This window comes from Nonomuraea sp. IBHARD001 (assembly GCF_056106265.1).
In genome coordinates this window covers 1,902,743-1,926,862 of record NZ_JBWBBW010000002.1, presented here as the reverse complement: position 1 = coordinate 1,926,862, position 24,120 = coordinate 1,902,743, and the positions used below count along the sequence as shown (strand labels likewise).

Annotated in this window: 21 protein-coding genes; 6 read left to right on the top strand and 15 right to left on the bottom strand. The window is 69.6% G+C overall.

The annotated features are described in order from the left end of the window. Positions 1–60 precede the first annotated feature (60 nt). The 9 genes from ACTWNK_RS11045 to ACTWNK_RS11005 form a co-directional block, all read right to left on the bottom strand. A complete protein-coding gene (locus tag ACTWNK_RS11045; RefSeq protein WP_474303794.1) occupies positions 61–990 on the bottom strand; it encodes a serine hydrolase in 930 nt (309 codons plus the stop codon). A gap of 78 nt (positions 991–1,068) precedes the next feature. Continuing rightward, positions 1,069–2,211: a DUF418 domain-containing protein gene (locus tag ACTWNK_RS11040; RefSeq protein ID WP_474303793.1), complete on the bottom strand. Its 1,143-nt coding sequence runs from the start codon at positions 2,209–2,211 to the stop codon at positions 1,069–1,071. A gap of 86 nt (positions 2,212–2,297) precedes the next feature. After that, positions 2,298–3,170, bottom strand: a complete 873-nt coding sequence (locus ACTWNK_RS11035; protein ID WP_474303792.1) for an alpha/beta hydrolase — start codon at positions 3,168–3,170, stop codon at positions 2,298–2,300. 69 nt (positions 3,171–3,239) lie between these two features. Continuing rightward, positions 3,240–4,634, bottom strand: a complete 1,395-nt coding sequence (locus ACTWNK_RS11030; protein WP_474303791.1) for an NAD(P)/FAD-dependent oxidoreductase — start codon at positions 4,632–4,634, stop codon at positions 3,240–3,242. A gap of 170 nt (positions 4,635–4,804) precedes the next feature. Beyond that, positions 4,805–5,587, bottom strand: coding sequence for an ABC transporter permease (locus ACTWNK_RS11025; protein WP_474303790.1), 783 nt, complete (start codon positions 5,585–5,587; stop codon positions 4,805–4,807). Continuing rightward, positions 5,584–6,435, bottom strand: a complete 852-nt coding sequence (locus ACTWNK_RS11020) for an ABC transporter permease (protein ID WP_474303789.1) — start codon at positions 6,433–6,435, stop codon at positions 5,584–5,586. The genes ACTWNK_RS11025 and ACTWNK_RS11020 overlap by 4 nt, the downstream gene beginning before the upstream one ends. 6 nt (positions 6,436–6,441) lie before the next feature. Further along, positions 6,442–7,635, bottom strand: a complete 1,194-nt coding sequence (locus ACTWNK_RS11015) for an ABC transporter substrate-binding protein (RefSeq protein WP_474303788.1) — start codon at positions 7,633–7,635, stop codon at positions 6,442–6,444. A gap of 45 nt (positions 7,636–7,680) precedes the next feature. Then, a complete protein-coding gene (locus ACTWNK_RS11010; RefSeq protein WP_474303787.1) occupies positions 7,681–8,793 on the bottom strand; it encodes an ABC transporter ATP-binding protein in 1,113 nt (370 codons plus the stop codon). Positions 8,794–8,844: 51 nt separating this feature from the next. Further along, positions 8,845–10,278, bottom strand: coding sequence for a gamma-aminobutyraldehyde dehydrogenase (locus ACTWNK_RS11005; protein WP_474303786.1), 1,434 nt, complete (start codon positions 10,276–10,278; stop codon positions 8,845–8,847). A 199-nt stretch (positions 10,279–10,477) separates the two neighbouring features. Here ACTWNK_RS11005 and ACTWNK_RS11000 point away from each other — a divergent pair, with 199 nt between their 5' ends. The 5 genes from ACTWNK_RS11000 (at position 10,478) to ACTWNK_RS10980 (ending at position 14,475) form a co-directional block, all read left to right on the top strand. Next, positions 10,478–10,978, top strand: a complete 501-nt coding sequence (locus tag ACTWNK_RS11000; protein ID WP_474303785.1) for an Lrp/AsnC family transcriptional regulator — start codon at positions 10,478–10,480, stop codon at positions 10,976–10,978. 61 nt (positions 10,979–11,039) lie between these two features. Then, positions 11,040–12,089, top strand: coding sequence for an AI-2E family transporter (locus ACTWNK_RS10995; protein WP_474303784.1), 1,050 nt, complete (start codon positions 11,040–11,042; stop codon positions 12,087–12,089). Between the two features lie 74 nt (positions 12,090–12,163). After that, positions 12,164–13,075, top strand: coding sequence for a class I SAM-dependent methyltransferase (locus ACTWNK_RS10990; RefSeq protein WP_474303783.1), 912 nt, complete (start codon positions 12,164–12,166; stop codon positions 13,073–13,075). Positions 13,076–13,087: 12 nt separating this feature from the next. Continuing rightward, a complete protein-coding gene (locus ACTWNK_RS10985; protein WP_474303782.1) occupies positions 13,088–13,807 on the top strand; it encodes an ATP-binding cassette domain-containing protein in 720 nt (239 codons plus the stop codon). Beyond that, on the top strand, positions 13,804–14,475 hold the full coding sequence (locus tag ACTWNK_RS10980; RefSeq protein WP_474303781.1) for a hypothetical protein: 672 nt from the start codon (positions 13,804–13,806) through the stop codon (positions 14,473–14,475). Before ACTWNK_RS10985 ends, ACTWNK_RS10980 begins: the two co-directional genes overlap by 4 nt. Here ACTWNK_RS10980 and ACTWNK_RS10975 read toward each other — a convergent pair. Continuing rightward, positions 14,472–17,921, bottom strand: coding sequence for a protein kinase domain-containing protein (locus tag ACTWNK_RS10975; protein WP_474303780.1), 3,450 nt, complete (start codon positions 17,919–17,921; stop codon positions 14,472–14,474). The genes ACTWNK_RS10980 and ACTWNK_RS10975 overlap by 4 nt on opposite strands. A 64-nt stretch (positions 17,922–17,985) precedes the next feature. Continuing rightward, complete coding sequence (rlmN, locus tag ACTWNK_RS10970; RefSeq protein WP_474303779.1) at positions 17,986–19,092, bottom strand: dual-specificity RNA methyltransferase RlmN; 1,107 nt, start codon at positions 19,090–19,092, stop codon at positions 17,986–17,988. A gap of 150 nt (positions 19,093–19,242) precedes the next feature. Here rlmN and ACTWNK_RS10965 point away from each other — a divergent pair, with 150 nt between their 5' ends. After that, positions 19,243–20,259 carry a suppressor of fused domain protein gene (locus tag ACTWNK_RS10965; protein ID WP_474303778.1) on the top strand — a complete coding sequence of 339 codons (1,017 nt, stop codon included), beginning with the start codon at positions 19,243–19,245 and terminating at the stop codon, positions 20,257–20,259. A gap of 22 nt (positions 20,260–20,281) precedes the next feature. Here the strand turns inward: ACTWNK_RS10965 and ACTWNK_RS10960 are convergent, their stop codons facing one another. The 4 genes from ACTWNK_RS10960 to tsf form a co-directional block, all read right to left on the bottom strand. Next, the gene (locus tag ACTWNK_RS10960; RefSeq protein ID WP_474303777.1) at positions 20,282–21,130 is read right to left on the bottom strand and encodes a phosphatidate cytidylyltransferase; all 849 of its coding nucleotides are present in this window, start codon (positions 21,128–21,130) and stop codon (positions 20,282–20,284) included. A 285-nt stretch (positions 21,131–21,415) separates the two neighbouring features. Then, positions 21,416–21,973 carry a ribosome recycling factor gene (gene frr / locus ACTWNK_RS10955; RefSeq protein WP_474303776.1) on the bottom strand — a complete coding sequence of 186 codons (558 nt, stop codon included), beginning with the start codon at positions 21,971–21,973 and terminating at the stop codon, positions 21,416–21,418. Between the two features lie 9 nt (positions 21,974–21,982). Continuing rightward, complete coding sequence (gene pyrH / locus ACTWNK_RS10950) at positions 21,983–22,753, bottom strand: UMP kinase (RefSeq protein WP_474303775.1); 771 nt, start codon at positions 22,751–22,753, stop codon at positions 21,983–21,985. 121 nt (positions 22,754–22,874) lie between these two features. Then, positions 22,875–23,708: a translation elongation factor Ts gene (tsf, locus tag ACTWNK_RS10945; RefSeq protein WP_474303774.1), complete on the bottom strand. Its 834-nt coding sequence runs from the start codon at positions 23,706–23,708 to the stop codon at positions 22,875–22,877. Positions 23,709–24,120 lie beyond the last annotated feature (412 nt).

The window sequence follows — 24,120 nt, the reverse complement described above, 5'->3', positions numbered from 1 at the left end:
CGCCGAGCGGTCAACCAAAAGCGCCATTCTACCCCAAACCACAAGGCAGGCGCCGACGGCTCATCGCGCCCGGTAGTGCCCGAGCGCACTCGCCGGCTGCGGGCACGGCCTGCTCTTCCTGGCGTCCAGCTTGTCCACACCCGCCCCGACGATCCTGGCCACCCCCTCGATCGTGCCGATCCCGGTCGCCTCCCCGGGCTGCAGATCGGTCTGTACGGCCAGCAGCAGGTCGCGGCCCTTGCCGTGCACCCGGCCGTAGCTGGTGACCGCCCATGTGTTGTGGATGAAGGGCCTGGGCGTCCAGCCGTTCTTCAGCGCCACCTTGTCGCCCTTGCGGGCCGCCGCGCTCACCCCCCACGCCTGGTCCTTCTTGACCTGCTCCATCAGGGCCAGCACCTGGCGCCTGTCCTCGGCGTTCATCCCGCCGCCGCCCTTGACCAGCACCTTCAGCAGCCTGATCCGGTCCGAAGGACTGGTGTTGGTGCCGCCCCAGAACCTGCTCGGGCCCGGCTCGGTCTCGCGCAGGCCGAGCTTGCGATAGGTACGGCTCATGCCGCCTCCCGCGCCCACGCGCCACCACAGGGCGTCGGCGGCGTGGTTGTCGCTCTCGGTGATCATGCGCTTGGCCAGGTCGCGTTCGGTCTCGCCGAGTTTGCCCCTGCGCATGAGCAGGGCGGTGAGGATGTCGACCTTGGAGCCGCTGGCAGTGATCATGCCGTGCTCGTGCTCGCGATGGCCGAACGAGGCGCCGGTGCGCAGGTCGTGCGCCATGAAGACGACGCGGCCCGGCCGCCTGCCGATGTAGCGGCGCACGGCGGACACCAGCCTGGTCTCGGCCTTGTCTGCCGCCGCCTGGTCGCGGTAGCTCTGCACGCAGACCGGCGCGTCGGCGAGCGGCTTCCAGGCGAAGGGCACGGCCGCCTGCTGTGGCGCGTTGCCGCATCCGGCCATCAGCAGGCCACCTACCAATACCGTCCATGCACGACGCATGCCCCACCCCCGGGTCAATCACGTGATCTCACCCGGGGGCGGCGATATCCGGCTACTGGGTGATCTCTGCCCCGATGGTCATGCCGCCACACTCGTCCGCTTCTTGCCGGAAGATCGGCGGAAGGGCGCCTGGTAAGCCCACTGCCAGGCCAGCTCGAGCGGCCCGCGCGAGAACCTCCGCAACCACCACGAGGCCGCGACCGCCAGCCCCAGGCAGATCACCGCCCACGCCACCGGCACCCACCACGGCCGCGCCCAGTCCAGCCGTACGGCCAGCCCCAGCCCCCAGCCGTAACACAGCGCGCTCGCCACCAGGTTCTGCAGCACATAGCCGGACAACGCCGTGCGCCCCACCGCGACCAGCCCCCGCCTGACCGGCCCCTGCCGCTCCCCCAGCCGCAGCACGAGCGAGGTGATCAGCCCCAGCAGGCCGACCGCCACCAGCGGCGCCAGGACGTAACGGTCGACGAGGAACCAGGCCGGCCCGGCGAACGACGTCACCAGGTTCAGCGGCAGCCCGGCTCCGAGCCCCACGAGCATGAGCCGCCCCCGCAGACGCTCACCCTCGGGCGCGAAGACGCCCGCCCGCATCAACCGCGATCCCGCCAGGAACAGCACGATCCCCAGCGGGACGACGAACACCATCTCGATCCGGTACGCCCCCATCGAGGCCACCCGCGCCACGACCTGATCCCACCAACCGCCCTGGCTGTAGAGCGTGCCCGGAGCACCGGTGAACGCCGCGTCGCCCAGGCCGAGCAGGACGACGGTGAGCAGCGCCACCACGCCTCCGTGCAGCACCCCGGCCCCGGCCATCCACCAGCCGACCGTCCTGGCACTCCTGCCGATCAGCCAGGCGACCAGCATCGACACGACCGCATAGCCCATCAGCACGTCGAACTCGAAGATCAGGACGTAGTGCAGCGCCCCTTCGGCCAGCAGCAGCGCAGCCCGCCATAAGTACCTGCCCGGCCAGCCCATGCCCCTGCGCACCGCACTGCGGTACTGGATCTCAAGCCCCACGCCGAACAGCAGCGTGAGCAGACCGAGGAACTTGCCGTTGGACAGGAACCTCAGAACGATCTCCACGATGCCCGTCCCGGCCCCGGCGACGGTCAGCGCGGCGGGACCGCCGGGAGCGGTGAAGATCCAGATGTTGGTGCCGAGGGTGCCCATGATCGCCACACCCCGGAGCACGTCCAGGGCATCGATGCGTCGCATGCTTCCAGCGTCGCGCGCCGGGCCGGGCCGGGAATCGTCCGCCGTGGCGAGATCGGCCTACATCCTTGTATGCAGGCAGGCGGCCGCTAGAGGTACTCGTGGAGGAAGGCGGCCGTCGCCTCGACCGCCTGGCTCACGTACGGCTCGGCGTCGTACAGGTCGACATGGCGTCTGGCGTCCACCCAGACGATGCGCTTGGGCTCGTCGAGGCGCTTGTAGGCCTCCTCGGCGCCCTCGGGCGAGCAGGAGGCGTCGATGACGCCGTGCACGATGAGGCCGGGCTTGGGCGAGAGGAAGTCGGCGCCCATCATGTTGTCGACGGTGATCAGCTCTCGGAGCGAGGCCCGCGTCACCTCGTTGCGCCAGCGCGGCGCCGCCGAGCGCGCGGTGCCGAAGTAGGCGAAAGGCTCCGCGCCCCGCATGGCCGCCTCGCCCTGCTCGGCCACGGCCGCGATGTACTCCACCTCGCCGCCGAGGTCCTGGCGCTCCAGCACCGCCGTGAGCTCGCCGAGCGACTCCTCCTGCTCGCCCCGCATGCCGTAGGGGTTGGCATAGCCGCCCGCGATCCCGGCGAACGCCTTCACCCTGGGGTCGAACGCCGCGAACTTCAGCGCGTAGCCGCCGCCCAGGCAGATGCCGACCGCGCCGACGCGCCCGGCGTCGACCTCGGGCCTGGCCCGCAGCGCCGACACCGCGGCCCGCAGGTCGTGCAGCTTGCCCTGCGGGTCCTCGTGACAGCGGGGCTCACCCTGCGACTCGCCCCAGCTGCGATGGTCGAAGGCCAGGGTGACGAACCCCAGCGCGCTCAGGCGTGCGGCGTAGAGCCCGGTGACCTGCTCGCGCACCCCGGTGAGGGGCCCGGTCAGCACCAGCGCCGGATGCGGGCCGGGCCCGGCAGGCGTCCGCAGGTCGCCGACCAGGCGCAGGCCGTCCACGGTGAACTCGATCCGCTCGCTCATACCGGCCATTGTGTACGGCGGCGCGTACGGCTCGCACCATCGGGCGCGAGCCGTACCCCCGTGGACGGGTCAGGAGTCGAACCCCAGACCGAAGCGGTCGAGCGTGCGCAGCCACAGATTGCGCCTGCCCTGGTGGAGGTCGGCCTGTGCGATCGACCACCGGGTGAACTGGATCACCCCCGACCGCACCGGCTCGGGCGGGAAGGGCACCGGCTTCTCCTTCACCATCGCCAGCTCGGTCCGCTCGGTGCGCTCGCCCGACAGCAGGTCGAGCATCACGTTCGCACCGAACCTGGTGGCGCCGACGCCCATGCCGGTGTAGCCCACCGCATAGGCGAGACGACCGCCGTGCGCCTGGCCGTAGAAGGCGCTGAAGCGGCTGCAGGTGTCGATGACGCCGCCCCAGCGGTGGGTGAACCTCATCCCTTCGAGCTGCGGGAAGGTGGTGTAGAAGTGCCCGGCCAGCTTGACGAAGGTCTCGTCGCGCTGGTCGTACTCGGGCTTGAGCTGACCGCCGTTGTAGTACACGGCGTCGTAACCGCCCCACAGGATGCGGTTGTCGTCGGTCAGCCGGTAGTAGTGGAACTGGTTGGCCGAGTCGCCCACGCCCTGCCTGTTGTGCCAGCCGACGGAGGCGAGCTGCTCGGCCGACATCGGCTCGGTCATCAGCGCGTAGTCGTAGACCGGCACCAGGAAGTGCTTGAGCCGCTTGAGCAGCGGCGGGAACACCCCTGTGCCCAGCGCCACCCGCCCGGCCCTGGCCGTGCCGTACGGTGTGCGCAGCTCGATGGTGACGCCGTTGTCGTCGAGCGAGCGCACGGGTGAGCGTTCGTAGATGCGCACGCCGAGCCGCACGCACGCGTCGCGCAGCCCCCACGCCAGGCGGGCCGGGTCGAGCATGGCGCAGCCGCTGCGCTCCCACAGTCCGCCGAGGTAGGTGGGCGAGTTCACCTCCGCCCGCACCTGCTGCTGGTCCATCGGCACGTAGTCGAGCCCGAGCTCCTGGATCAGGCCGAGATGTTCGTCCAGGTCGTCGAGCTGCCACGGCTCGGTGGCGACGTGCAGTTCGCCGGTGCGCTCGATCGAGCAGTCGATGCCGTAGCGCTCGACGGTGCGCTCCAGCTCATCGAGGTTGTCCACGCCCATGCGTTCCAGGCGTTCGATGTCCTGCGGCCAGCGTTCGAGTCCGTTGGCGATGCCGTGGGTGAGGGTCGCCATCGCGAATCCCCCGTTGCGTCCCGATGCCGCCCAGCCGATCCGGCGGCCTTCGAGGAGGACCACGTCCATGGACGGGTCGCGTTCCTTGGCCATCAGGGCCGTCCACAGCCCTGAGAAGCCACCGCCGACCACGACCAGGTCGGCGTCCGTGTGCCCGACGAGCCGCCTCAGCGGTTCGGGTCTGGCCGGAGTGTCCAGCCAGAAGGGCTTGCGCTCCGCGTCAGCAAGAGCCTTCAGCGGATCCACACATTTCACTTCCCTACGTGAAGCGTAGATTCATCTTTTTTGGTGGTATCGCGCGGCCCTTTCGACCACGCACGGGTTCCCCCCGCCGAAATCCGATCTCGCCTCCCTGTTCACTGCAGACGACTGTGGATATGCCGAAATCCCCCGCCGGAGCGGGGGACGCCGGAACTCTAGGCACGGCGGCGCGACAGCACCATGTTGACCACGGCGATGGCCACGCCCACCGCGAAGATGAGTGTGCCCAGGATATTCACCTGGGGTGGGACCCCGATACGGGTGGCCCCCCAGATCCACAACGGGAACGTCTGGACGTCGCCACTGGTGGTGAACTGGGTGATGACGAAGTCGTCGATCGACAGGGCGAACGCCAGCAAGGCGCCCGACACCACACCCGGCATGATCATCGGCAGGGTGATCCGCCAGAACGTGACCAGCGTCGAGGCCCCGAGGTCACGGGCCGCCTCCTCGATCGAGGGATCGATGCCGACCACCCTGGCCCGTACGGTCACCGCCACGAACGACAGCGAGAACAGCACGTGCGCGATCACCACAGTGACGAAACCGGTCTGCACGCCCGCGCTGATGAACAACGACAGCAGCGAGGCGCCCATGACGAGTTCGGGCGAGGAGATCGCCGCGAACATCACCAGGTTCGTCGCGCCCTGCCCCTTGAACCGGTAGCGCCCGAGCGCCAGCCCCATCAGCGTGCCGATGGCCGTGGTGATCACCGTCGAGACGACCGCGATGATCAGTGAGTTGCGCACGGCCGCGACCAGGTCGGGATACTCGTCGAGCCGGGTCCACCACTTGAGCGTGAACCCCTCCCAGCTGACGTTCGACTTGCTGGTGATGTCGTTGAAGCCGAAGGCGATCATGACGACGATCGGCAGGAACAGCCAGGCCAGCACCAGCCAGACATAGCCCTTCAGCAGCCGGTCGGGCAGCCGGGTCATCGGGCCGCCGCCTCGAGGACGTTCTCGGTGCCGAGCGCCCTGGCATACGCGAAGATGCCGATCAGCATCGCCGCCATCAGCGTGAACGACAGCGCCGCCGCCGAGGGATAGTCGTTGTTCTGCAGGTACTCCGTCTGGATGATGTTGCCGATCATCGTGTTCTCCGGCCCTCCGAGAATGCCGGCGTTGACGTAGTCGGACGTCATCGGCACGAATGTCATCAGCACCCCGGCGAACACCCCCGGCAGCGACAGCGGCAGCACCACCTTGGCGAACGCGCTGCGCCGCGTCGCGTACAGGTCCTGCGCGGCCTCGACCACCCGGGGATCGACCCGCTCCAGCGCCACGTAGATCGGCAGGATCATGAACGGCAGGTAGTTGTAGACCAGCCCGCCCACCACCGCCACCGTCGTCTGCAGCACGTGGAAGTCCTCGGGCAGCACGCCCACGGCCTTCAACGGCTCCAGCACGATGCCCTCGTCGGCCAGCAGGAACTTCCACGACACCGTCCGCAGCACGAACGACACGAAGAACGGCAGCAGCACCAGCAGCAGATAGGTCGACTTACGCGCCCCGCCCTTGAAGGCGATCCAGTACGCCATCGGATAGGCGAGTGCGATCGACACCACCGTCCCGGCCAGGCCGTACCAGGCCGAGCGCAGGAACTGCGTCTTGTACTGCACCAGCACGTCGGCGTAGGCGCCGACGTTGAACGTCTGGACGAAGCCGTTGACGACGTCGCCCTCCTGGGTGGAGACCGAGGCCATGAAGACCATCGGCACCACCAGGAAGATCGCCAGCCAGAGTCCGCCCGGCAGGACCAGCAGGTAGGGGGTGAGGCGTTTCATGGCCGGTCAGCCCTGGCTGATGGGCTGGAAGATGCTCTCGAAGACCTTCTCCTGCGGCGGCGTCAGCGTCTGGTACGAACGCAGCTTGGCCATGTCGCTCTCGGACGGGTAGATGAGCGGGCTGCCCGCCACCTGCTCGAGGAAGGCCTTGTCCTCGCCCTTGGCCTTGGCCGCGTTGGCCATGACCAGGTCCTTGGAGGCCGGGACGGGGGTGATGAAGTTGATGTACTCCACCAGCATGGTCGCGATGTCCGGTTTGTAGACGTAGTCCATCAGGGCCAGGGCGTCGACCGGGTTCTGCGAGGTCTTGGGGATGCACATGTTGTCGGTCCAGATCGTGGCGCCCTCGGCGGGGACCACGAACTTCAGGTCCTTGCCCTCGGCGATCTGCTGGAAGACGTCGCCCGACCAGGCCATGGTGATCCAGATGTCGCCGCGTACCAGCGCCTCGACATAGTCGTTCTCGTAGTACTTGCGGACGAGTCCGGCGTCGCGCTGCTCCTGGAGCTTGACCGCTGCCTTGCGCCAGTCGGCCTCGGTGGCCTTGTCGGGGTCGATGCCGAGGGCGAACAGGCCGAAGTTGGCCAGTTCCTGCGTGTCGAGCATCATGCCGACCTTGCCCTTGTACTTCGGGTTCCAGAGGTCGGCCATGGTGGTGACCTCGTCGACGTACTTGGGGTTGTAGGCGATGCCGGTGACGCCGATCGTCCACGGGATCGTGTAGGTGTTGTTCGGGTCCCAGTGCGGGTTCTTGACCTTCGGCGCGGCGTTGGCGGCGAACGTCGGCAGCTTGGCGTGGTCCAGCGGCACCAGGTAGCCCAGGGCGATGGCCTTGCCGAGCTGGATGCCGTTGGTCATCACCATCAGGTCGCAGCCGATGTCGGTGCCGGCGGCGAGCTGCGGCTGGATCTTGCCGAACCAGGTGCCGTTGTCCTGGATGGACTCGGCGTAGGTCACCTTGATACCGGTGTCGGCGGTGAACTTCTCCAGGGACGGGTACCTCTTGCCGTCCTTGTCGATGTAGAGCGGCCAGTTGGCGAAGCGCAGGGAGCCGTTCTGCTTCTTGCTCGCCCAGTAGTCGGCGATGGCGTCCTTCTTGGGCGCCTCGACCTTCTTGCCCTGCACGCCGCACGCGCTGAGCGCGAGGGCCGCTGCCGACAGACCGGCGAGTTTGAGCGCGTCACGGCGCGAGGTGGTCATGCCACGGAGGAAGGCGGGGTTCGTGCGGGGGTCCATGGGGTGCTATCAACGTCCAATCGCGTACGAGTGCTGCGGCTGCCACGACAGCCATACGGAGTCACCACGCTCTGCCGTGGTGGTCGCGTCGACCGCGTTCTGCTGGAACACGGTCACCTCGGCTCCATCGGCGACATGCACCGTGTAGCTGTTGTAGGTCCCCAGATAGACCACCTCGGAGACGGTGCCGGGCACGGCACTCACGTCCCCCGTCGGCTCCTCGGTGGAAATCGTGATCTTCTCCGGCCGCACGGTGACGACGACGGACGCGCCCGCCTGCCCCTCGACGAGCACGCGTCCCCTCTCACCGAGCTTCAGCACGCCCTCGCTCGCCAGCGTGCCGCTGAGCAGGTTGGAGGTGCCGATGAAGCCCGCGACGAACGCCGTGGCGGGGCGTTCGTAGATCTCGCGCGGGCCCGCGAGCTGTTCGACGAGGCCGTCGTTCATGACCGCGATGCGGTCGGACATGGTGAGGGCCTCGTTCTGGTCGTGCGTCACGTAGACGAACGTGATGCCGACCTCGCGCTGGATGCGCTTGAGCTCGATCTGCATGGCCTGACGCAGTTTGAGGTCGAGCGCGCCGAGCGGTTCGTCGAGCAGGAGCGCCCTGGGGTTGTTCACCAGGGCCCTGGCCAGGGCGACCCGCTGCTGCTGGCCGCCCGACATCTCACGCGGGCGGCGCTTCTCGCGCCCGGTCAGGTCGACGATCTCCAGCATCTCGCCGACGCGGCGCCTGATCTCGGCGTCGGGCACCTTGCGCTGCTTGAGGCCGAACCCGACGTTGTCCCAGACGTTCATGTGCGGGAACAGCGCATAGGACTGGAAGACCATGTTGACGTCACGCTTGTTCGGCGGCACGTCGGTGACGTCCTTGCCGTGCAGCCTGACCACGCCACGCGAAGGATCCTCGAAACCGGCGATCATGCGCATGGTCGTGGTCTTGCCGCAGCCTGAGGGGCCGAGGAGGGAGAAGAACTCCCCCTCGGCGATGCTCAGCGTGACGCCCTTGACCGCCTGGACGACCTCACCGTGCGAGAGGTACTCCTTGACGACGCCATCCAGTTCGATGGCGGGCACCTGCGCGACGTGGGGGGTGTTCGTCGCATCCCGCAGTTCGGTCATGACCAGGAATTATCCCTCTATCTAGTGTCTTGCGGCTATCAGGCGTTGTGGTTATTCGCCGATGTAGTGCATGACGTGCTTGACACGGGTGTAGTCGTGCAGGCCGAACACCGACAGGTCCTTGCCGTACCCGGAGTGCTTGAAGCCGCCGTGCGGCATCTCCGAGACGAACGGGATGTGGGTGTTGACCCAGACGACGCCGAAGTCGAGCCTGTTCGACATCCGCATCGCCCGGCCGTGGTCGGAGGTCCACACCGAACCCGACAGGCCGTAGCGCACGCCGTTGGCCTTGGCCAGGGCGTCGGCCTCGTCGGTGAAGGTCTGGACGGTGATGACCGGGCCGAAGATCTCGTTCTGCACCATGTCGTCGTCCTGGCGCAGGCCGTCGACGACGGTGGGGGCGAAGAAGTAGCCCTTGTCGCCGACCCGGTGGCCGCCGGTGAGCACCTTGGCATGCGCCGGGACGTTGTCGAAGAAGGCCGAGACGCGGCTGAGCTGCGTCTCGTTGTTCAGCGGGCCGTACAGGGCGTCCTCGTCGGCCAGGTCGCCGGTGACGGTGCCCGACGCGGCCTCGGTGAGCGCGGCGACGAACTCGTCGTGCACGCTCTCGTGCACCAGCACGCGGCAGGCGGCGGTGCAGTCCTGGCCCGCGTTGTAGAGCCCGGCGGTCGCGATGGACTCGGCCGCGGCCTTGAGGTCCTTGACGTCCTCGAAGACCACGACGGGCGCCTTGCCGCCGAGTTCGAGGTGCACGCGCTTGAGGTCGTCGGCCGCGGTCTTGGCCACGGCCATGCCCGCGCCGACCGAGCCGGTGATGGCGACCATCGCGGCGGTCGGATGGCCCACGACCAGGGCGCCGGTCTCGCGGTCGCCGGTGACGACATTGAACACGCCGGGCGGAAGGACCGTTCCGATGATCTCGGCGAGCTTGACCGTGGAGACCGGCGTGGTGTCCGACGGCTTGAGCACGATGGTGTTGCCCGCGGCCAGCGCGGGGGCGATCTTCCAGACCGCCATCATCATCGGGTAGTTCCACGGCGTGACCTGACCGATGACGCCGATCGGCTCGTGCCTGATGACGCTGGTGTGGTCGGCGAGGAACTCACCCGCCGTGGGGCCCTCCAGCGTGCGCGCGGCCCCGGCGAAGAACCGGAAGTGGTCGGCGGCGACAGGAGTCTCGTCCTCGGCCATGCGGGCGCGGGGCTTGCCGGTGTTGAGGCACTCGGCCTCGTTGATCTCGTCGGCCCGCGCCTCGATCGCATCGGCGATCTTCAGCAGCAGACCGGCGCGCTCGCCGGGTGTGGTGGAGCCCCAGGATTGGAACGCGACGGCCGCGGCGGCGTAAGCTGCGTCGACGTCCTCCTGCCCGGAGACGGGGGCCTGGAGATAGGCCTCTCCCGTGCACGGGTCGACGACGTCGGAGAATCGGCCGCTCTTGGCGTCCACGAACTCACCGTTGATGAAGTTCTGCAGACGGGTGGTCAACGTTGACCTCCAGGTGAGGTGGCTGAGTTGCCGCGACTCTGACAGAGCAGGTGCATCACGACAAGGGATTTCGTCGTGAAGATATCAAATTGCTACGAAATCGCTTGACAGAAGGCCTAGAACTGACAACATGTCGCACCAGGACGGCAACGCGCCGGGAACCCACCGGTAACCCCCGCAATGTAGGAGGAATCGTCGAATGACGACCCCGCCCAAAGTACGCCGTGCGCCGGAGTCCCGGCAGGGCGGTGGCCCGGTCGTACTCGATGACATCTCCAAGCAGATCATCGAGCAGCTCCAGGAGGACGGCCGCAAGCCCTACGCGGCCATCGGCAAGGCCGTAGGCCTGTCGGAGGCCGCCGTACGCCAGCGCGTGCAACGCCTGCTCGACGGCGGCGTCATGCAGATCGTCGCGGTGACCGACCCGCTCACGCTCGGCTTCCCCCGCCAGGCGATGATCGGCGTCAAGTGCGAGGGCGACCTGGAGGTCGTCGCCGACAAGCTGTCGGCCATCGAGGAGATCGACTACGTCGTGCTGACGGCCGGCTCCTTCGACCTGATCGTCGAGGTCGTCTGCGAGGGCGACGGCCATCTGCTGGAGATCCTCGGCAAGATCCGCAACATCCCCTCGGTCCGGACCACCGAGTCCTTCGTCTATCTCAAGCTCCGCAAGCAGACCTACTCCTGGGGCACCCGCTAAAGCCGGAACTTTAGGCATTTGCCCAGTTCAACTGGGTTGCCTTCCGGGCAGGGATCCCCGTATGGCTAGTGGAGGTCTCCAACGAGCGGGCGTGCGGGCCTGGCACCTGCTGTGCGTCCTGGCGCTGATCGGGGTCGCACTCTGGACGATCGCCCTCGTCCGGACCGTCGTGATCTCCGTCATCCTGGGCGTCTTCATCACCGCCCTGCTGCTGCCGCCCGCCCGATGGCTGCGCGGGCGCGGCATGGGCAGAGGGCTGTCCACGACGCTGGTGTGCGTCGGCGGGCTCGTGCTCGGCGGCGCGTTCGTGGCGCTGCTGGTGCCGCCGACCGTCAACGGGTTCGCCCAGCTGCAGTCCAGTGTCGGCCATGCCGTCGACGACCTGCACTCCCTGGCCGGAAGGCTCGGCCTGGACGACAAACGCCTGGAGGAGATGGTCGCCCAGGGCAGGGAGTGGTTCGCCAAGCAGAGCTCCAGCATCGCCACCGGCGCACTCGCCGGGGCCAAGACAGCGGGCGAGATCGTCGTCGGCGCGGTGCTGGCGGTGATCCTGTCGATCTACTTCGTGCACGGCGGCGACCGGCTGTTCACCTGGCTGACCGACCTGCTGCCGCCGAGCGTCAGGCAGCACACGCGCGAGGCGGGCGACACGGTGTTCGACGTCGTCGGGCGCTACATCAGGGGCGTGGCCATGGTCGGCCTCGTCGACGGGTTCTTCATCGGCATCGCGCTGTGGATACTCGGCGTGCCGATCGCACTGCCGCTGGCCGTCCTCACCTTCGTCGGGGCCTTCCTGCCGGTCGTGGGGGCGTTCATGGCCGGGCTGCTGGCCGCGGTGGTGGCATTCGTGGCCAAGGGCTGGCTGGTCGCGCTCGTCGTGGTCGCGGTGACCGTGCTCGTGCAGCAGGTCGAGGGCCACGTGCTCGCGCCGCAGATCTACGGCAGGGCGCTCGACCTGCCCGGGGCCGTCATCCTCATCGCGATCACACTGGGCAGCGTGCTGGCCGGGATCACCGGGGCCTTCCTGGCCGCGCCCGTCGCCTCGGTACTGGTGGCGCTGATCAAGAACGCCCAGGAGCCTCCGCCTGACCGGCAGGTCGCCACCGCCTGACGCACGGGCGTCGGCTGGGTGAACACCTCGCCGCACCCGGTTTCGCACCCCCTGTCTGCTGTTAGCGTCCGGCCATGCCGACTGCAGCCGTCACCGCGCAGGCCCTCGATCGGGTACCAGGCTGGTTCTGGCCGACCGACAGGGCGCTGTTTCGCTGGTTCCTGAGCGCGGAGGAGCCCGGCGACCTGCTGGAGCTCGGCGTCTTCATGGGCAAGAGCGCCATCCTCGTCGGCGAGCACCTACGGCCGGGCGAGCGGTTCACGGTCTGCGACCTGTTCGAGTCCGACGCGCCCGAAGAGGCCAACAACAGGGAGACCAGCGCCTCCTACGCCGAGCTCACCAGGCGGCGTTTCGAGGAGCACTACCTCACCTTCCACGAGCGCCTCCCGCACGTCGTCCACGGCCCGACCTCGGTCATCCTCGACCACGTCAAGCCCACCTCGTGCAGATTCGTGCACGTCGACGCCTCCCACCTCTACGTCCACGTACGGCAGGACGTCCAGTCGGCGCGTGCCGTGCTGCGGCCCGGCGGCGTCGTGGTGTTCGACGACTACCGCAGCGAGCACACGCCGGGCGTCTCGCTGGCCGTCTGGGAGGCGGTGTCCGCCCAAGGCCTGCACCCGATCTGCGTCAGCACGCAGAAGCTCTACGCCACCTGGAGCGACCCCGAGCCGATCAGGGCCGCGCTGCGGCAGTGGCTGACCGGGCAGGAGGAGCTGTGGCACGCCGCCGACTCCTTCGGCGACTGGGAGCTGCTGCGGATCAACCAGGCCAGGAAGAAGGCCGCGCCCGCCGCCGCCCCCGACCTCAAGCAGATCAGCGCCGAGCTGCGCAGGACCTCCGATGAGCTCAAGCGCACGACCGAGGCGCTCAAGCGGGCCACCGGCGAGATCAGCCTGGCCGGTCCCGTCGTGTCGCGCGCGCTCAAGTGGGCCCGCAGGAAGTCCACCGGCCGCCGGAGCACGGCGAAAGGCCCGACCGCTTAGGCTTCGAGGCCTATGCACCTCACGGACATCTCCTTCAGGTATCGGCGAGGAGCCCCGCCCGTCCTGCGTGACGTGACGGCCTCTTTGGCGGCGGGAGACGTGGTCGAGCTCTCCGGTCGCAACGGCGCGGGCAAGTCGACGCTGCTCAGACTGCTCGCCGGACTGACCAGGCCGCTCTCCGGCACGATCACCGGCAGGCCCGCCGCCGTCGGCTACGCGCCCGACCACCTGCCGGCGGACCAGCCGTTCACCGTCACCGCGTACCTGCGGCACCTGGCACGGGTGCGAGGCGGGGCCGCGTTCGAGCCCTGGGCCGAGCGGCTCGGGCTCGGCGAGCTGATGGGCCACCGGCTGAGCGAGCTGTCCAAGGGCAGCGCGCACAAGGTGGGCCTGGTCCAGGCGCTGATGGCCAGGCCGGGCCTGCTCGTGCTCGACGAGCCGTTCGCCGGGCTCGACGCCGGTGTGCGGGCCGAACTGCCCGCGATCGTGGCCGAACTCGCCTCGGCCGGGAGCATGATCGTGGTCAGCGACCACCAGGGCGGCCTGCGTTCGTCGCTCCCGGCGCGTTACTGGACGATCGCCGGGGCCCGGCTGCGCGAGGAGAGCCGTGCCCCCGAGGCCGAGACCGCCACGATGGCGACGATCGAGGTCACCCTTCCGGCGGGCGAGGCCGACGACCTGCTCACCGACCTGCGCAGACGCGGTTACGCGGCGAGGATACCCACATCATGATCGCTCTCGTGCGCTTCCGGCTGGCCGCCTACGTGCTCTCGCACCGGATCGTCCAGGCGCTGCTGCCGATCCTCATCCTGCTGGCCCTGGTCTTCGCCCAGCGCGCCCCCGTGGGCGGCGAGGCCTCGACGCTGACCGACGCCGCCGTGCTCGTCATCCCGCTGCTGGCCTGGGCCGCACGCGGCCTGCTCGACGCCGAACCCGACACGCAGCGCGCCATCTCGGCCACCGCTGTCGGCGGCCCCTCGCGCGAGGTGTCTGCCGGGCTCGCCGCCGCCGCGCTGGTCACCTTCGCCCTGGCCGCCTTCGTACTGGGCTGCGGGCTGGTGTTCGGGCTGAGCGCACAGCCGTCCGGCCAGACCCTGACCGCGGTGATCGTCCTGTACGGCGTCGCGGCGCTGGTCGGCACCGCGGTCGGGGCGCTGACCAGCCGGGCGATCCTCGGCTCTCCCGCGTTGTCGATCATGGCCTTGCTGCTGGGGTACCTCGCCCTTCTCCTGCTCAGCATGTCGCCCGCCGGGCGCTTCCTGGTGCCGTTGACCGGCTGGATGCGCGCGGCGAGCGACGGCGCACTCGCCGCGCAGGCCGCCGTGCTCGCCCTGCCCGCCTTCGCCTGGTCGCTGGCCGCGGTCGCCGCCTACACGTGGCTGCGCCGCAGCAGGCCCTAGCCGCAGACCCGGCGATAGGGGATGTCGGGCAGGTGCGCGGCCCACTCCGCCTCGGTCAGCGGCGGGCCCGACCTGGCGCACACCGCCCGCGCCACACGCGCCGGGGCCAGCGGGATCTCCCGGATGCCCTCGCTCTGCCCGCTCACCAGGATCGCGCCGCCGTCCTCGGTGAAGGCGACGGAGGACGGCTCGGTGATGTCCAGCCCGTACCCCTCGCCGAGCAGCCTGCCTCCCGCCACGTCCCACAGCTGCAGGCCCGCCTCCCCGACCGCCGCCAGGACGCCGCCGTCCGGGGCGAACGCCATCGCCTCGACCTCGCCCGCAGGACGCGGCAGAGCCGGGCGCACCGCCTCGGGCCCCTTGTCCTTCCACAGCGCGAGACGGCCGTCGCTCGTGGCCATGGCGATGAGCCCCTGCGGGCTGACCGCCGTCGCGCGGGTCTCGGCGACGTCGACGGCGCCTCTGACCTCGCCGGTGAGCGCGTCGTGCAGCGCGCCCGACGGCGCGACGACCGTGCGGTTGTCGGGCAGGAACCGGCCGCCCAGCGTGGTGGTGTTCGCCGTGGTGTGCAGGACCTTTCCGGTGGCGGCCTCGACGGTCACCACGTCGGCGTTGCCGCCCTGGCTGAGCATGTAGGTGAGGACGACCAGACGCCCGTCGGGTGAGAAGCTCAGTTCGGTGAGCATGTTCCCCGGCAGGCTCCACACCTGCTTGCGGCTCTTCAGGTCCCACAGCCTGGCCCGGTCGGAGACCGTCAGCAGCCGCGTCCCCGACAGGTCGAAGCCCTTGAGCGTCGCGTCGCGGTCGGGAATCGTCCAGGCCGCCGCGCCCTCCCGCACGTCCCACAGCACCGGCTCCCTGTCGAACTCCTGGACGACCGCCCAATGACCGCCGGGCGCGACCTGGACCTCGCCCTTCGGCATCGGCCTGCGCGGGCCGTGCGGCAGCAGGTCGAGGCCGACGACCGTGTCGCCCGCCAGGTAGCGCAGGATCGGCCGCTCGGCGTCGAAGCGCACGTCGCTCAGCCGGCCGCCCGCCCGGTGGGTCAGCACGACGACGCCCTGCCGGATGTCCCACACGACGATGTCGCGCCCGTTGAACGCGGCCAGGTGGCGACGGTCGCCGCTGAAGCGCAGGGCCGTGCCGTACTCGGCGCAGATCGCGCAGTTCCAGACGGCCGAGTCCGACCGGGGCAGCACGGTTGTGCCGCTCGCGGTGTCCAGGACGACCAGCGACTCCCCCGCGCAGGCCATCGCCTTGCCGTCGGCGCTGAACGCCGCCGCGTGGTGGAGATCGGCGCAGCCCTTGTAGCGCCCGCTGGGCTGCCTGCCGGGCAGGGTGACCGCATTCCAGCGGTCGCCGGTGGTCAGCAGTTCGCGCCCCTTCGGATCGATGGCGGGCACGTCGGAGTGCGTGATCTCGCCGCCGGGCGGGAACCTCGTGCCGATCATGTCGCCGGTCCCGGCGTCGTACAGGGCGTCAAGGCCCGCGGCCCACCACACCGCGATCACGTTCTCCGAACCGCTGAAGGTCGCCTTCAGGCCGCCCTCGCCGGACGCGCTCAACTCGCCGCCGCTCAGCCGCCGGCCGTCGGCGACACGGAAGACCGCCCACTCGCCGGGGTCGCCGAAGGTGTTGATCGCGATCAGCCTGCCGTCGGCGCTGAGCGTCGGCTCGATCAGGTCGCCCTTCAACCTCGGCAGCGGCCAGCCGCCGGTCCTGCGGCCCGTCACGACGTCGAGCAGGGTGACCTCCTGCCGGGTGACGCTGACGAGCGTGCGGCCGTCCGGGCTCAGCGTGCGGGTGGCCACCTGCTTGACCTGCGGGTCGCGGAAGGCGCTCAGCTCGCGCTGCTGGAGCGCCGCGGTGAGGCCGGCGCGGGTCTCCACCTGTGGCGCCAGTTCCCAGGCCGCCACACTGAGCTGCATGGCCGCCCTGGGGTCGACCGAACGCAGCCGGTCGGCCTCGACCGCGATCTGCCTGGCCGAGAGGATGTCACGCTGCGCCGCCGCCTGCCGCCCCTGCCACACGGCCGCGCCGCCCGCCACCAGCGCCACCAGCAGCAGCCCGGCCAGGGCGGCCGTGGTGGTACGGCGACGGCGTGCGCGCCTGGCCGCAAGCCGGGTGCCCGCCCTCAGGAAGTCGCGCTCGTGCGGTGTCAGCGTCACGTGCCGCCGGTCGGCCGCCGCCCAGGTCAGCGCCTGGTCCAGGCGGGAGCCCTGCAGCAGGTCGCCGTCCTTGCGCCCGTGCTCGGCCCAGTGCCCGGCCGACGCACTGATCTGCCCCAGTACGGCCAGCCCGTCGCGGTCGGCCTCCACCCACGTCCGCAGCCGAGGCCAGGCCCGCAGCACCGCCGGGCGCGACAGCGAGATCACCCCGTCGCGTTCGGCGACCAGATACGCGAACGCCCGCAGGACACGGCCGATCGCCTCGCACTCCGCTTCGCCGCGCCCGCCCAGCAACTCCCGCAGCGAGACCGCGCGCACGCCCTCGTCACCGTCACGCGAGACCGAGATCAGCCGGAGGAACACCTCGGCGGCCACGGCGCGCTCCTCCTGACGCAGGGCCGCGTAGGCGTCCTCGGCGATCGTGCCGAGCCCCGGGTCGGCCGTCGCGGCCTGTCGCAACGCCTCGGCCGTCCGGCTGCCCTCGGCCAGCTGATCCTCCGTACCCGCCGTCGCCCGTGCCTTCGGGACCACGCTCAGCAGGGCGAGCAGCAGGTCCCTGGCGGCCGGTCGCCGCGACGGGTCCTTGTCCAGGGCGGAGGCGACCAGGGTGGCCAGCAGCGGCGGCAGGGCGCCCAGATCGGGGTCCGAGGACAGCACCCGGTGCATGACCGCGCCCATGGTGTCGCCCTGGAAGGGGTCCCGGCCGATCGCGGCGAACACGACGACCGCGCCCCAGGCGAACACGTCGGCCGCCGGGCCCGCCTTCTGCCCGGTGAACACCTCGGGCGCCATGTAGCTCGGCGTGCCCGAGACCTCGCCCGTCCTGGTCGAGGTCATGTCCAGGGTTCTGGCGATGCCGAAGTCGATCACCCGTGGGCCGTCGGGGCCGAGCAGGACGTTGTCCGGCTTCAGGTCCCTGTGCACGACTCCCGCGTCGTGGATGGCCGTCAGGGCGGTGGCGATGCCGGTGGCCAGCCGGTGCAGGTCGTCGCCCTCGAACACCCGGCCGGCCGCCCGCAGGCTCGGGCCCTGGACGTACTCGCTGACGATGTACGGCTGGTCGGCGTCGAGGTTCGCCTCCAGGACGCGTGCCGTGCAGAAGCTGGCGACCGCCCGCGCCGCCACCGCCTCACGCCGAAGACGCCCCGGGTCCGGGCCGTGCAGCATCTTCAGCGCGACCCGCCTGCCCTGGCCGTCGTAGGCGTCGTAGACCACGCCCTGACCGCCGGCGCCCAGGCGTCCGGCCAGCCAGTACTCCCCTACCCTCTGCGGTTCCACATCCGGTTAGAGTCCCGAAGATCACAATTGGTTGGGGCCGGAAACGACGGGCTCGGCCGACGCCTCACTCGGCGGCGGCGAGCTGGCCGCAGGCGCCGTCGATCTCGCGGCCCCGGGTGTCGCGGACGGTCACCGGGACGCCGTGGAACTCCAGGCGCCTGACGAACGCGCGCTCGTCCTGCGGGCGTGACGCCGTCCACTTGGAGCCGGGCGTCGGGTTGAGCGGGATCAGGTTGACGTGCACCAGCTTGTTCTTGACCAGCTTGCCGAGCAGGTCGGCCCGCCACTCCTGGTCGTTGACGTCCTTGATCAGGGCGTACTCGATCGAGACACGGCGCTTGGTCTTGGCGGCGTAGGACCAGGCGGCGTCGAGCACCTCGGCGACCTTCCACCTGGTGTTGATCGGGACCAGCGTGTCGCGCAACTCGTCGTCCGGGCAGTGCAGCGACAGCGCCAGCGTCACCGGCAGGCCCTCGTTGGACAGCTTCTCGATCGCGGGCACCAGGCCGACCGTCGAGACCGTGATCCCGCGTGCGGAGATGCCGAGACCGTCCGGCGCCGGGTCGACCATCCGCCTGACCGCGCCGATCACGGCCTTGTAGTTGGCCATCGGCTCGCCCATGCCCATGAAGACCACATTGTTGATCCGGCCCGGCCCACCCGGCACCTCGCCCTTCGCCAGCGCCCTGGCGCCCGCGACGACCTGCTCGACGATCTCGGCCGTGGACATGTTGCGGGTCAGCCCGGCCTGGCCGGTGGCGCAGAAGGGGCAGTTCATCCCGCATCCCGCCTGGGAGGAGACGCAGATCGTGGTCCTGTCGGTGTAACGCATGAGGACCGACTCCACCAGCGCGCCGTCGAACAGCCGCCAGAGCGTCTTGCGCGTGGTGCCGCCGTCGCTGGTCATCTCGCGTACCGAGGTGAGCAGAGGCGGCATCAGCGTGCCGAGCCGTTCGCGGGCGGCGGCCGGAAGGTCGGTCATCTCGGCCACGTCGGTGGTCAGGCGCTCGAAGTAGTGGCGGGAGAGCTGGTCGGCCCGGAACGGCTTCTCGCCGAGCTCGGCGACCGCGGCGCGGCGCTCGGCCATGGAGAGGTCCGCGATGTGGCGGGCGGGCTTGGCCCTGCGCGGCGCCGCGAACTGCAGCAACGGGCGGGTCTTGTCGGCGGTCATGCGACTTCTCTCCTCAGCGGCTCCGCGCACGACCCGTGCACGTGCTGCGGGCTCGGCCGGCCTGTCGATCGGCAGTGGACTCATGCCTCACCTCACGCAATCGTCCGACAGCCGTGGACGGAGGCGTTCAGTGATCTAAAGTCCAGATGTATGGCGATAATCCGGTCGGCGTCCGGCTCCGGTGAACCACGCGATCAAGAGGTCGTGCTCACCGACGGCAACCCCTACGGCAGCCGCACGCTGGTCGTCGAACGCGACGAGACATCCTCGGTAGCTTACCTTTGCTCGCCGGACGGGGCGGTGCATGGAGCCGTATGGCTGGCCAACCACCGCGACGCCCCCGAGGTGATCGATCTGGCCAGGCTCAACTCCGGACTGCCTCCGGTGATGCCCAGGACCAACACCCGTCATCCCACAGGCCGCCCGCCGCTCGGCCGTCTGACCACCCTCTGGTTCGAGGAAGGCGACGGCGTCGCCATCTACGAGAACGACGACCTGCTCGCCGTCATTCCGGGCTGGGCCGACATGTCACGCGGCATGCCGGGCTACGCCAGGGACGCGATCGGCGAGACACCGTTCGCCTGGGCGTTGTCGGAGGCGCTCGAAGGGCTCGACCCGCGTCTGGCCAAGGCCAAGGCGTACTGGCAGTGGCGGCACAGCGACGGCGCCTGGCCCTCCTTCCAGCAGTTCGTCATGGGCCACCTTGACCGGGTGGCCGGACCGGCCGGGCGCTACTGGGACGCGGGAGGCGACCGGCTGCCCACCGTCGGGATCACCGAGCGGCCCGCGCACTCCGGGCGTGCCTTCACGATCCTGTCGACGGTCGGGATGAGCTGCCAGCGGATGCCGACCGTGGAGCAGTACCTGGAACGGCCCGACGCCTTCGCCAGGATCGAACTGGCCGTGGCCACCCAGGGCGATCCGCGCGACGCCGCACTGCTGCTGGTGTGGCTGTCGCAGTACCCCTGGCACTCGGTGACCTGGCTGGGCGACGGGCACACGGCCCGGTGGTACCACGAGCCGTCGACGTTCCCGCTCGGGCCCGGCTACGAGGGCGTGCTGATGACGGCCGACCATCCCGGGATGCCGAACATGTCGGGGTTCGCATTCGGGGGCGAGGTGGTGCGCTGGCTCTGGCTGCAGCCGGTGGCACATCTGGAGGACTGAGCGTCCACCAGGGTACGGGACTCTACTGGGCCGGGAAGAACAGCGTCAGCAGTGCCCAGCACGGAATGAGGGTCGCCAGCAGGGAGTCCAGGCGGTCCATCAGCCCGCCGTGTCCCGGCAGGATCGTGCCCAGGTCCTTGATCCCCAGATCCCGCTTGATCATCGACTCGACCAGGTCGCCCAGCGTCGCCATCACCGCGGCCAGCACGCCGATCAGCGCGCCCTGCCAGATCTTCCCGTCCATCAGCCAGACCACCAGCCAGGCGCCCACCGCCATGCATGCCAGCACCGACCCGGCGAAACCCTCCCAGGTCTTCTTCGGACTGATGATCGACATCTTGTGCCTGCCGAACAGCACACCCGCGGCGTACCCGCCCACGTCGCTGGCCACGGTCGTCGCGATGAACACCACCACCCGGTGCGCCCCGTCGTCCGGCGCGAGCAGCAACGCCACGAACCCGGCCAGGAACGCCGGATAGACCGCGACGAACACCGACCCGGTCGCGTCACGCACATAGCCATCGGCGCCCCGGCCGTCGAACATCCGCCACAGCAACAGCGCGAACACCGTCGCCGCCAGCGAGAACACCAGCCACGTCGGCCCGCCCCAGTACGACCCGCCGATCATCGTCGCCATGCCCGCGAGCACCGGAACGGCGGGCACCCGGATCTCCCGCGCGCCGAACGCCCTGACGAGCTCCATCACCCCGACGCCGACCGCCGCCACGACCACCGCGAGGAAGATCTCCTTGACGGTGTAGAGCGAAACGATGATCAGCGCACCGAGCCCCACACCCACCGCGATGGCGGCGGGCAGATTGCGCCCGGTACGGCTACCGCCGCTCGGCTGGGTGCCGGCCGTACTGTCCACTGACGGGTCTCACTCTCGGATGGGTACTTCGGTGTCCCGAACGCGGCTCTCGGATAGGCGCTTCCGGTGTCCCGAACGCGGCTTTCGGACTGGGTGTGCGACGCCGTCCTGCCCTCGGGGCGGGTGGCGATGCCTCCCGGGCGCATATGCGTCCCGGGCGAACATGTCTCCCCAAGCGAACATGTCTCCCCAAGCGGATATGTCCTCCGAGGCGGATATGCCACGGCCCCCGCACCCCAGGTGCGGGATGCGGGGACCAGGAGGCACACGCCTGCGCCGGAGGTCTCAGACCTCGAGCAGCTCGGCTTCCTTGTGCTTGAGCAGTTCGTCGATCTGCGCGACGTGGCGCTGCGTGATGTCGTCGAGCTCCTTCTCGGCGCGGCGCACCTCGTCCTCACCCGCGTCGCCATCCTTGATCATCTTGTCAAGGGTCTCCTTGGCCGACCTGCGGATGTTGCGCACCGAGACCTTGGCCTGCTCGCCCTTGGTCCTGGCGACCTTGATGTACTCCTTGCGGCGCTCCTCCGACAGCTCGGGGAAGGCCACACGGATCACAGCTCCGTCGTTGCCAGGGTTGACGCCCAGGTCGGAGTCGCGGATCGCCTTCTCGATCGCGGCCATCGAACCCTTGTCGTAGGGCTGGATGATGACCATGCGGGCCTCGGGCACATGGAACGAGGCCAGCTGCTGGATCGGGGTCGGCGAGCCGTAGTACTCAGCATTGATCTTGTTGAACATCGACGGGGTGACGCGACCCGTCCGGATGCCCGCGAAGTCCTCCTTCGCGACCGTGACGGCCTTGTCCATCTTTTCCTCGGCTTCGAGGAGGGTTTCGTCGATCACAGCGGCTCCCTATTTACCTGCCGGACTCACCAGCGTGCCGATCTTCTCACCGCGGACAGCGCGGAGGATATTGCCCTCGCCCATAAGGTCGAATACCACAATCGGCAGGCCGTTGTCCTTGCACAGACTGATCGCGGTGTGGTCCATGACGGCGAGATCGCGCGTGAGCACCTCACCGTATTCCAGGTGGTCGAACCGCACGGCGTCGGGGTTCTTCCGCGGGTCGGAGTCGTAGACCCCGTCGACCTGCGTGCCCTTGAGCAGCGCCTCGGCCCCGATCTCCAGGGCGCGCTGCGCGGCGCACGTGTCGGTGGAGAAGTACGGCGAGCCGAGCCCGGCGCCGAAGATGACCACGCGGCCCTTCTCCAGGTGCCTGATGGCACGACGCGGCAGGAACGGCTCGGCCACCTGCTGCATCGTGATCGCGGTCTGCACCCGGGTGTCGATGCCGCGCTTCTCCAGGAAGTCCTGGAGCGCCAGGCAGTTGATGACCGTGCCCAGCATGCCCATGTAGTCGGCACGCGCCCGGTCGATGCCGCGTGCGGACAGCGCGGCCCCCCTGAACATATTGCCCCCGCCGACCACCACGGAGACCTGCACGCCTTCACGCACGGCCTCGGCGATCGAATCGGCCAGGTGGCCGACGACATCGGCGTCGATGCCCAGCGGCTCGCTGCCGGCGAACGCCTCGCCTGACAGCTTGAGCATCACCCGCTTCCAGCCGAGTGCTCCCGTATACGACGAAGCCGCCGACGTAGCGGGCTCCTGGTTCTCCTGCACGGCGGCGGCCTCCTCGTTGACGGCGCTGATGACTGGAAGCTTGGCGTTCGCTGGAAAGCTCGACCCAAGCCTAGACCCGGGGCCGGGCGCGGGGAGACGCCCCCCGCACCCGCGACCCCTCCTAGGCCTGGCCGACCTTGAAGCGGACGAACCCGAGCACGGTGACGCCGTTGTCCTCGGCGTACTTGGCGATCGACTTCTTGTTGTCCTTCACGAAGGCCTGCTGGAGCAGGGTGAAGTCCTTGTACCAGCCGTTGACGCGACCCTCGACGATCTTGGCGATGGCCGGCTCGGGCTTGCCCTCGTCGCGCGTCATCTCCTCGAACAGCGCCCGCTCCTTCTCGACCACGTCGGCCGGTACGGCGGCGGCGTCGAGGTACTTGGGCGCCATCGCGGCGGCGTGCTGCGCGATGTCCTTGGCGACCTCGGCGTTGGGCTTGTCGAGCTGCACGAGCACGCCGACGGCCGGGGGAAGCTGGGGGTCGGTCTTGTGCATGTACGCACCGATGAAGCCGCCCTCGAGGACAGCGAAACGGCGGATCTCGATCTTCTCGCCCAGCGCGGCGTTGGCCTCGTCCAGGTGCTCCTTGACGGTCTTGCCGTCGAAGGAGGACTCCAGCAGGCTCGGCACGTCGACCGGCTTGGCGGCCAGGATGTGGTCGACGACCTGGCCCGCGAGCTCCTGGAAGCGCTCGCCCTTGGCGACGAAGTCGGTCTCGCAGTTGAGCTCGAGCAGCGCCGCGGCGGAGTCGCCGTCCTGCTTGAGGGCGACGAGGCCGTTGGACGCGGTGCGCGCCTCGCGCTTGCCGACATCCTTGGCGCCCTTGAGACGCAGGATCTCGACCGCGCGGTCGAAGTCGCCGTCGGACTCCTCGAGCGCCTTCTTACAGTCCATCATGCCCGCGGCGGTCAGCTCACGAAGCCGCTTGACGTCGGCCATGTTCACGGAAGCCATTGCTTTTCCTCGTGGAAGTTCGTCGTGGATCAGGTGGGTTCCGGTCCGGCCCCCACCGTCAGGAAGCCTTGTGGTGCGCATACGGCCCGCCCGGGTACGTCCCCGCCATCCTGCGCGACCCGGTGCTGCTGTCACGCGCATGCGGTTCTGTACGTGCGGTCGTGCCGTGTCCGCGGTCGCGCTCGTACGGTTGAGTACGTTCGCGCTGTTGGTTCACGCTTGGTTCGCGTTCTTGGTCGTATGCCGGCGTGGGTGGTGCTGCGTCGGCCTACGGCGGTGGCGCTTGAGTGGTACTGCCCCGCTGGGCGGGGTGTACTGCTGTTCACGCCTTCGCTTCGGGGTGCTCGTCTGGCCTGGCTTGGTCCTGGCCTGGCTTGGCCGGGTTGGGGCGGGAGCGGGCCGGGTGTCCGCG

Coding starts and splice junctions, on each gene's coding strand:
- ACTWNK_RS11010 (WP_474303787.1), bottom strand. CDS start 8,793: ATGACCGAACTGCGGGATGCGACGAACACCCCCCACGTCGCGCAGGTG.
- ACTWNK_RS10965 (WP_474303778.1), top strand. CDS start 19,243: ATGGCGATAATCCGGTCGGCGTCCGGCTCCGGTGAACCACGCGATCAA.
- rlmN (WP_474303779.1), bottom strand. CDS start 19,092: ATGACCGCCGACAAGACCCGCCCGTTGCTGCAGTTCGCGGCGCCGCGC.
- ACTWNK_RS11035 (WP_474303792.1), bottom strand. CDS start 3,170: ATGAGCGAGCGGATCGAGTTCACCGTGGACGGCCTGCGCCTGGTCGGC.
- ACTWNK_RS11015 (WP_474303788.1), bottom strand. CDS start 7,635: ATGACCACCTCGCGCCGTGACGCGCTCAAACTCGCCGGTCTGTCGGCA.
- ACTWNK_RS11025 (WP_474303790.1), bottom strand. CDS start 5,587: ATGACCCGGCTGCCCGACCGGCTGCTGAAGGGCTATGTCTGGCTGGTG.
- ACTWNK_RS10980 (WP_474303781.1), top strand. CDS start 13,804: ATGATCGCTCTCGTGCGCTTCCGGCTGGCCGCCTACGTGCTCTCGCAC.
- ACTWNK_RS11020 (WP_474303789.1), bottom strand. CDS start 6,435: ATGAAACGCCTCACCCCCTACCTGCTGGTCCTGCCGGGCGGACTCTGG.
- ACTWNK_RS10985 (WP_474303782.1), top strand. CDS start 13,088: ATGCACCTCACGGACATCTCCTTCAGGTATCGGCGAGGAGCCCCGCCC.
- ACTWNK_RS11045 (WP_474303794.1), bottom strand. CDS start 990: ATGCGTCGTGCATGGACGGTATTGGTAGGTGGCCTGCTGATGGCCGGA.
- tsf (WP_474303774.1), bottom strand. CDS start 23,708: ATGGCTTCCGTGAACATGGCCGACGTCAAGCGGCTTCGTGAGCTGACC.
- ACTWNK_RS10990 (WP_474303783.1), top strand. CDS start 12,164: ATGCCGACTGCAGCCGTCACCGCGCAGGCCCTCGATCGGGTACCAGGC.
- ACTWNK_RS11000 (WP_474303785.1), top strand. CDS start 10,478: ATGACGACCCCGCCCAAAGTACGCCGTGCGCCGGAGTCCCGGCAGGGC.
- ACTWNK_RS10995 (WP_474303784.1), top strand. CDS start 11,040: ATGGCTAGTGGAGGTCTCCAACGAGCGGGCGTGCGGGCCTGGCACCTG.
- ACTWNK_RS11040 (WP_474303793.1), bottom strand. CDS start 2,211: ATGCGACGCATCGATGCCCTGGACGTGCTCCGGGGTGTGGCGATCATG.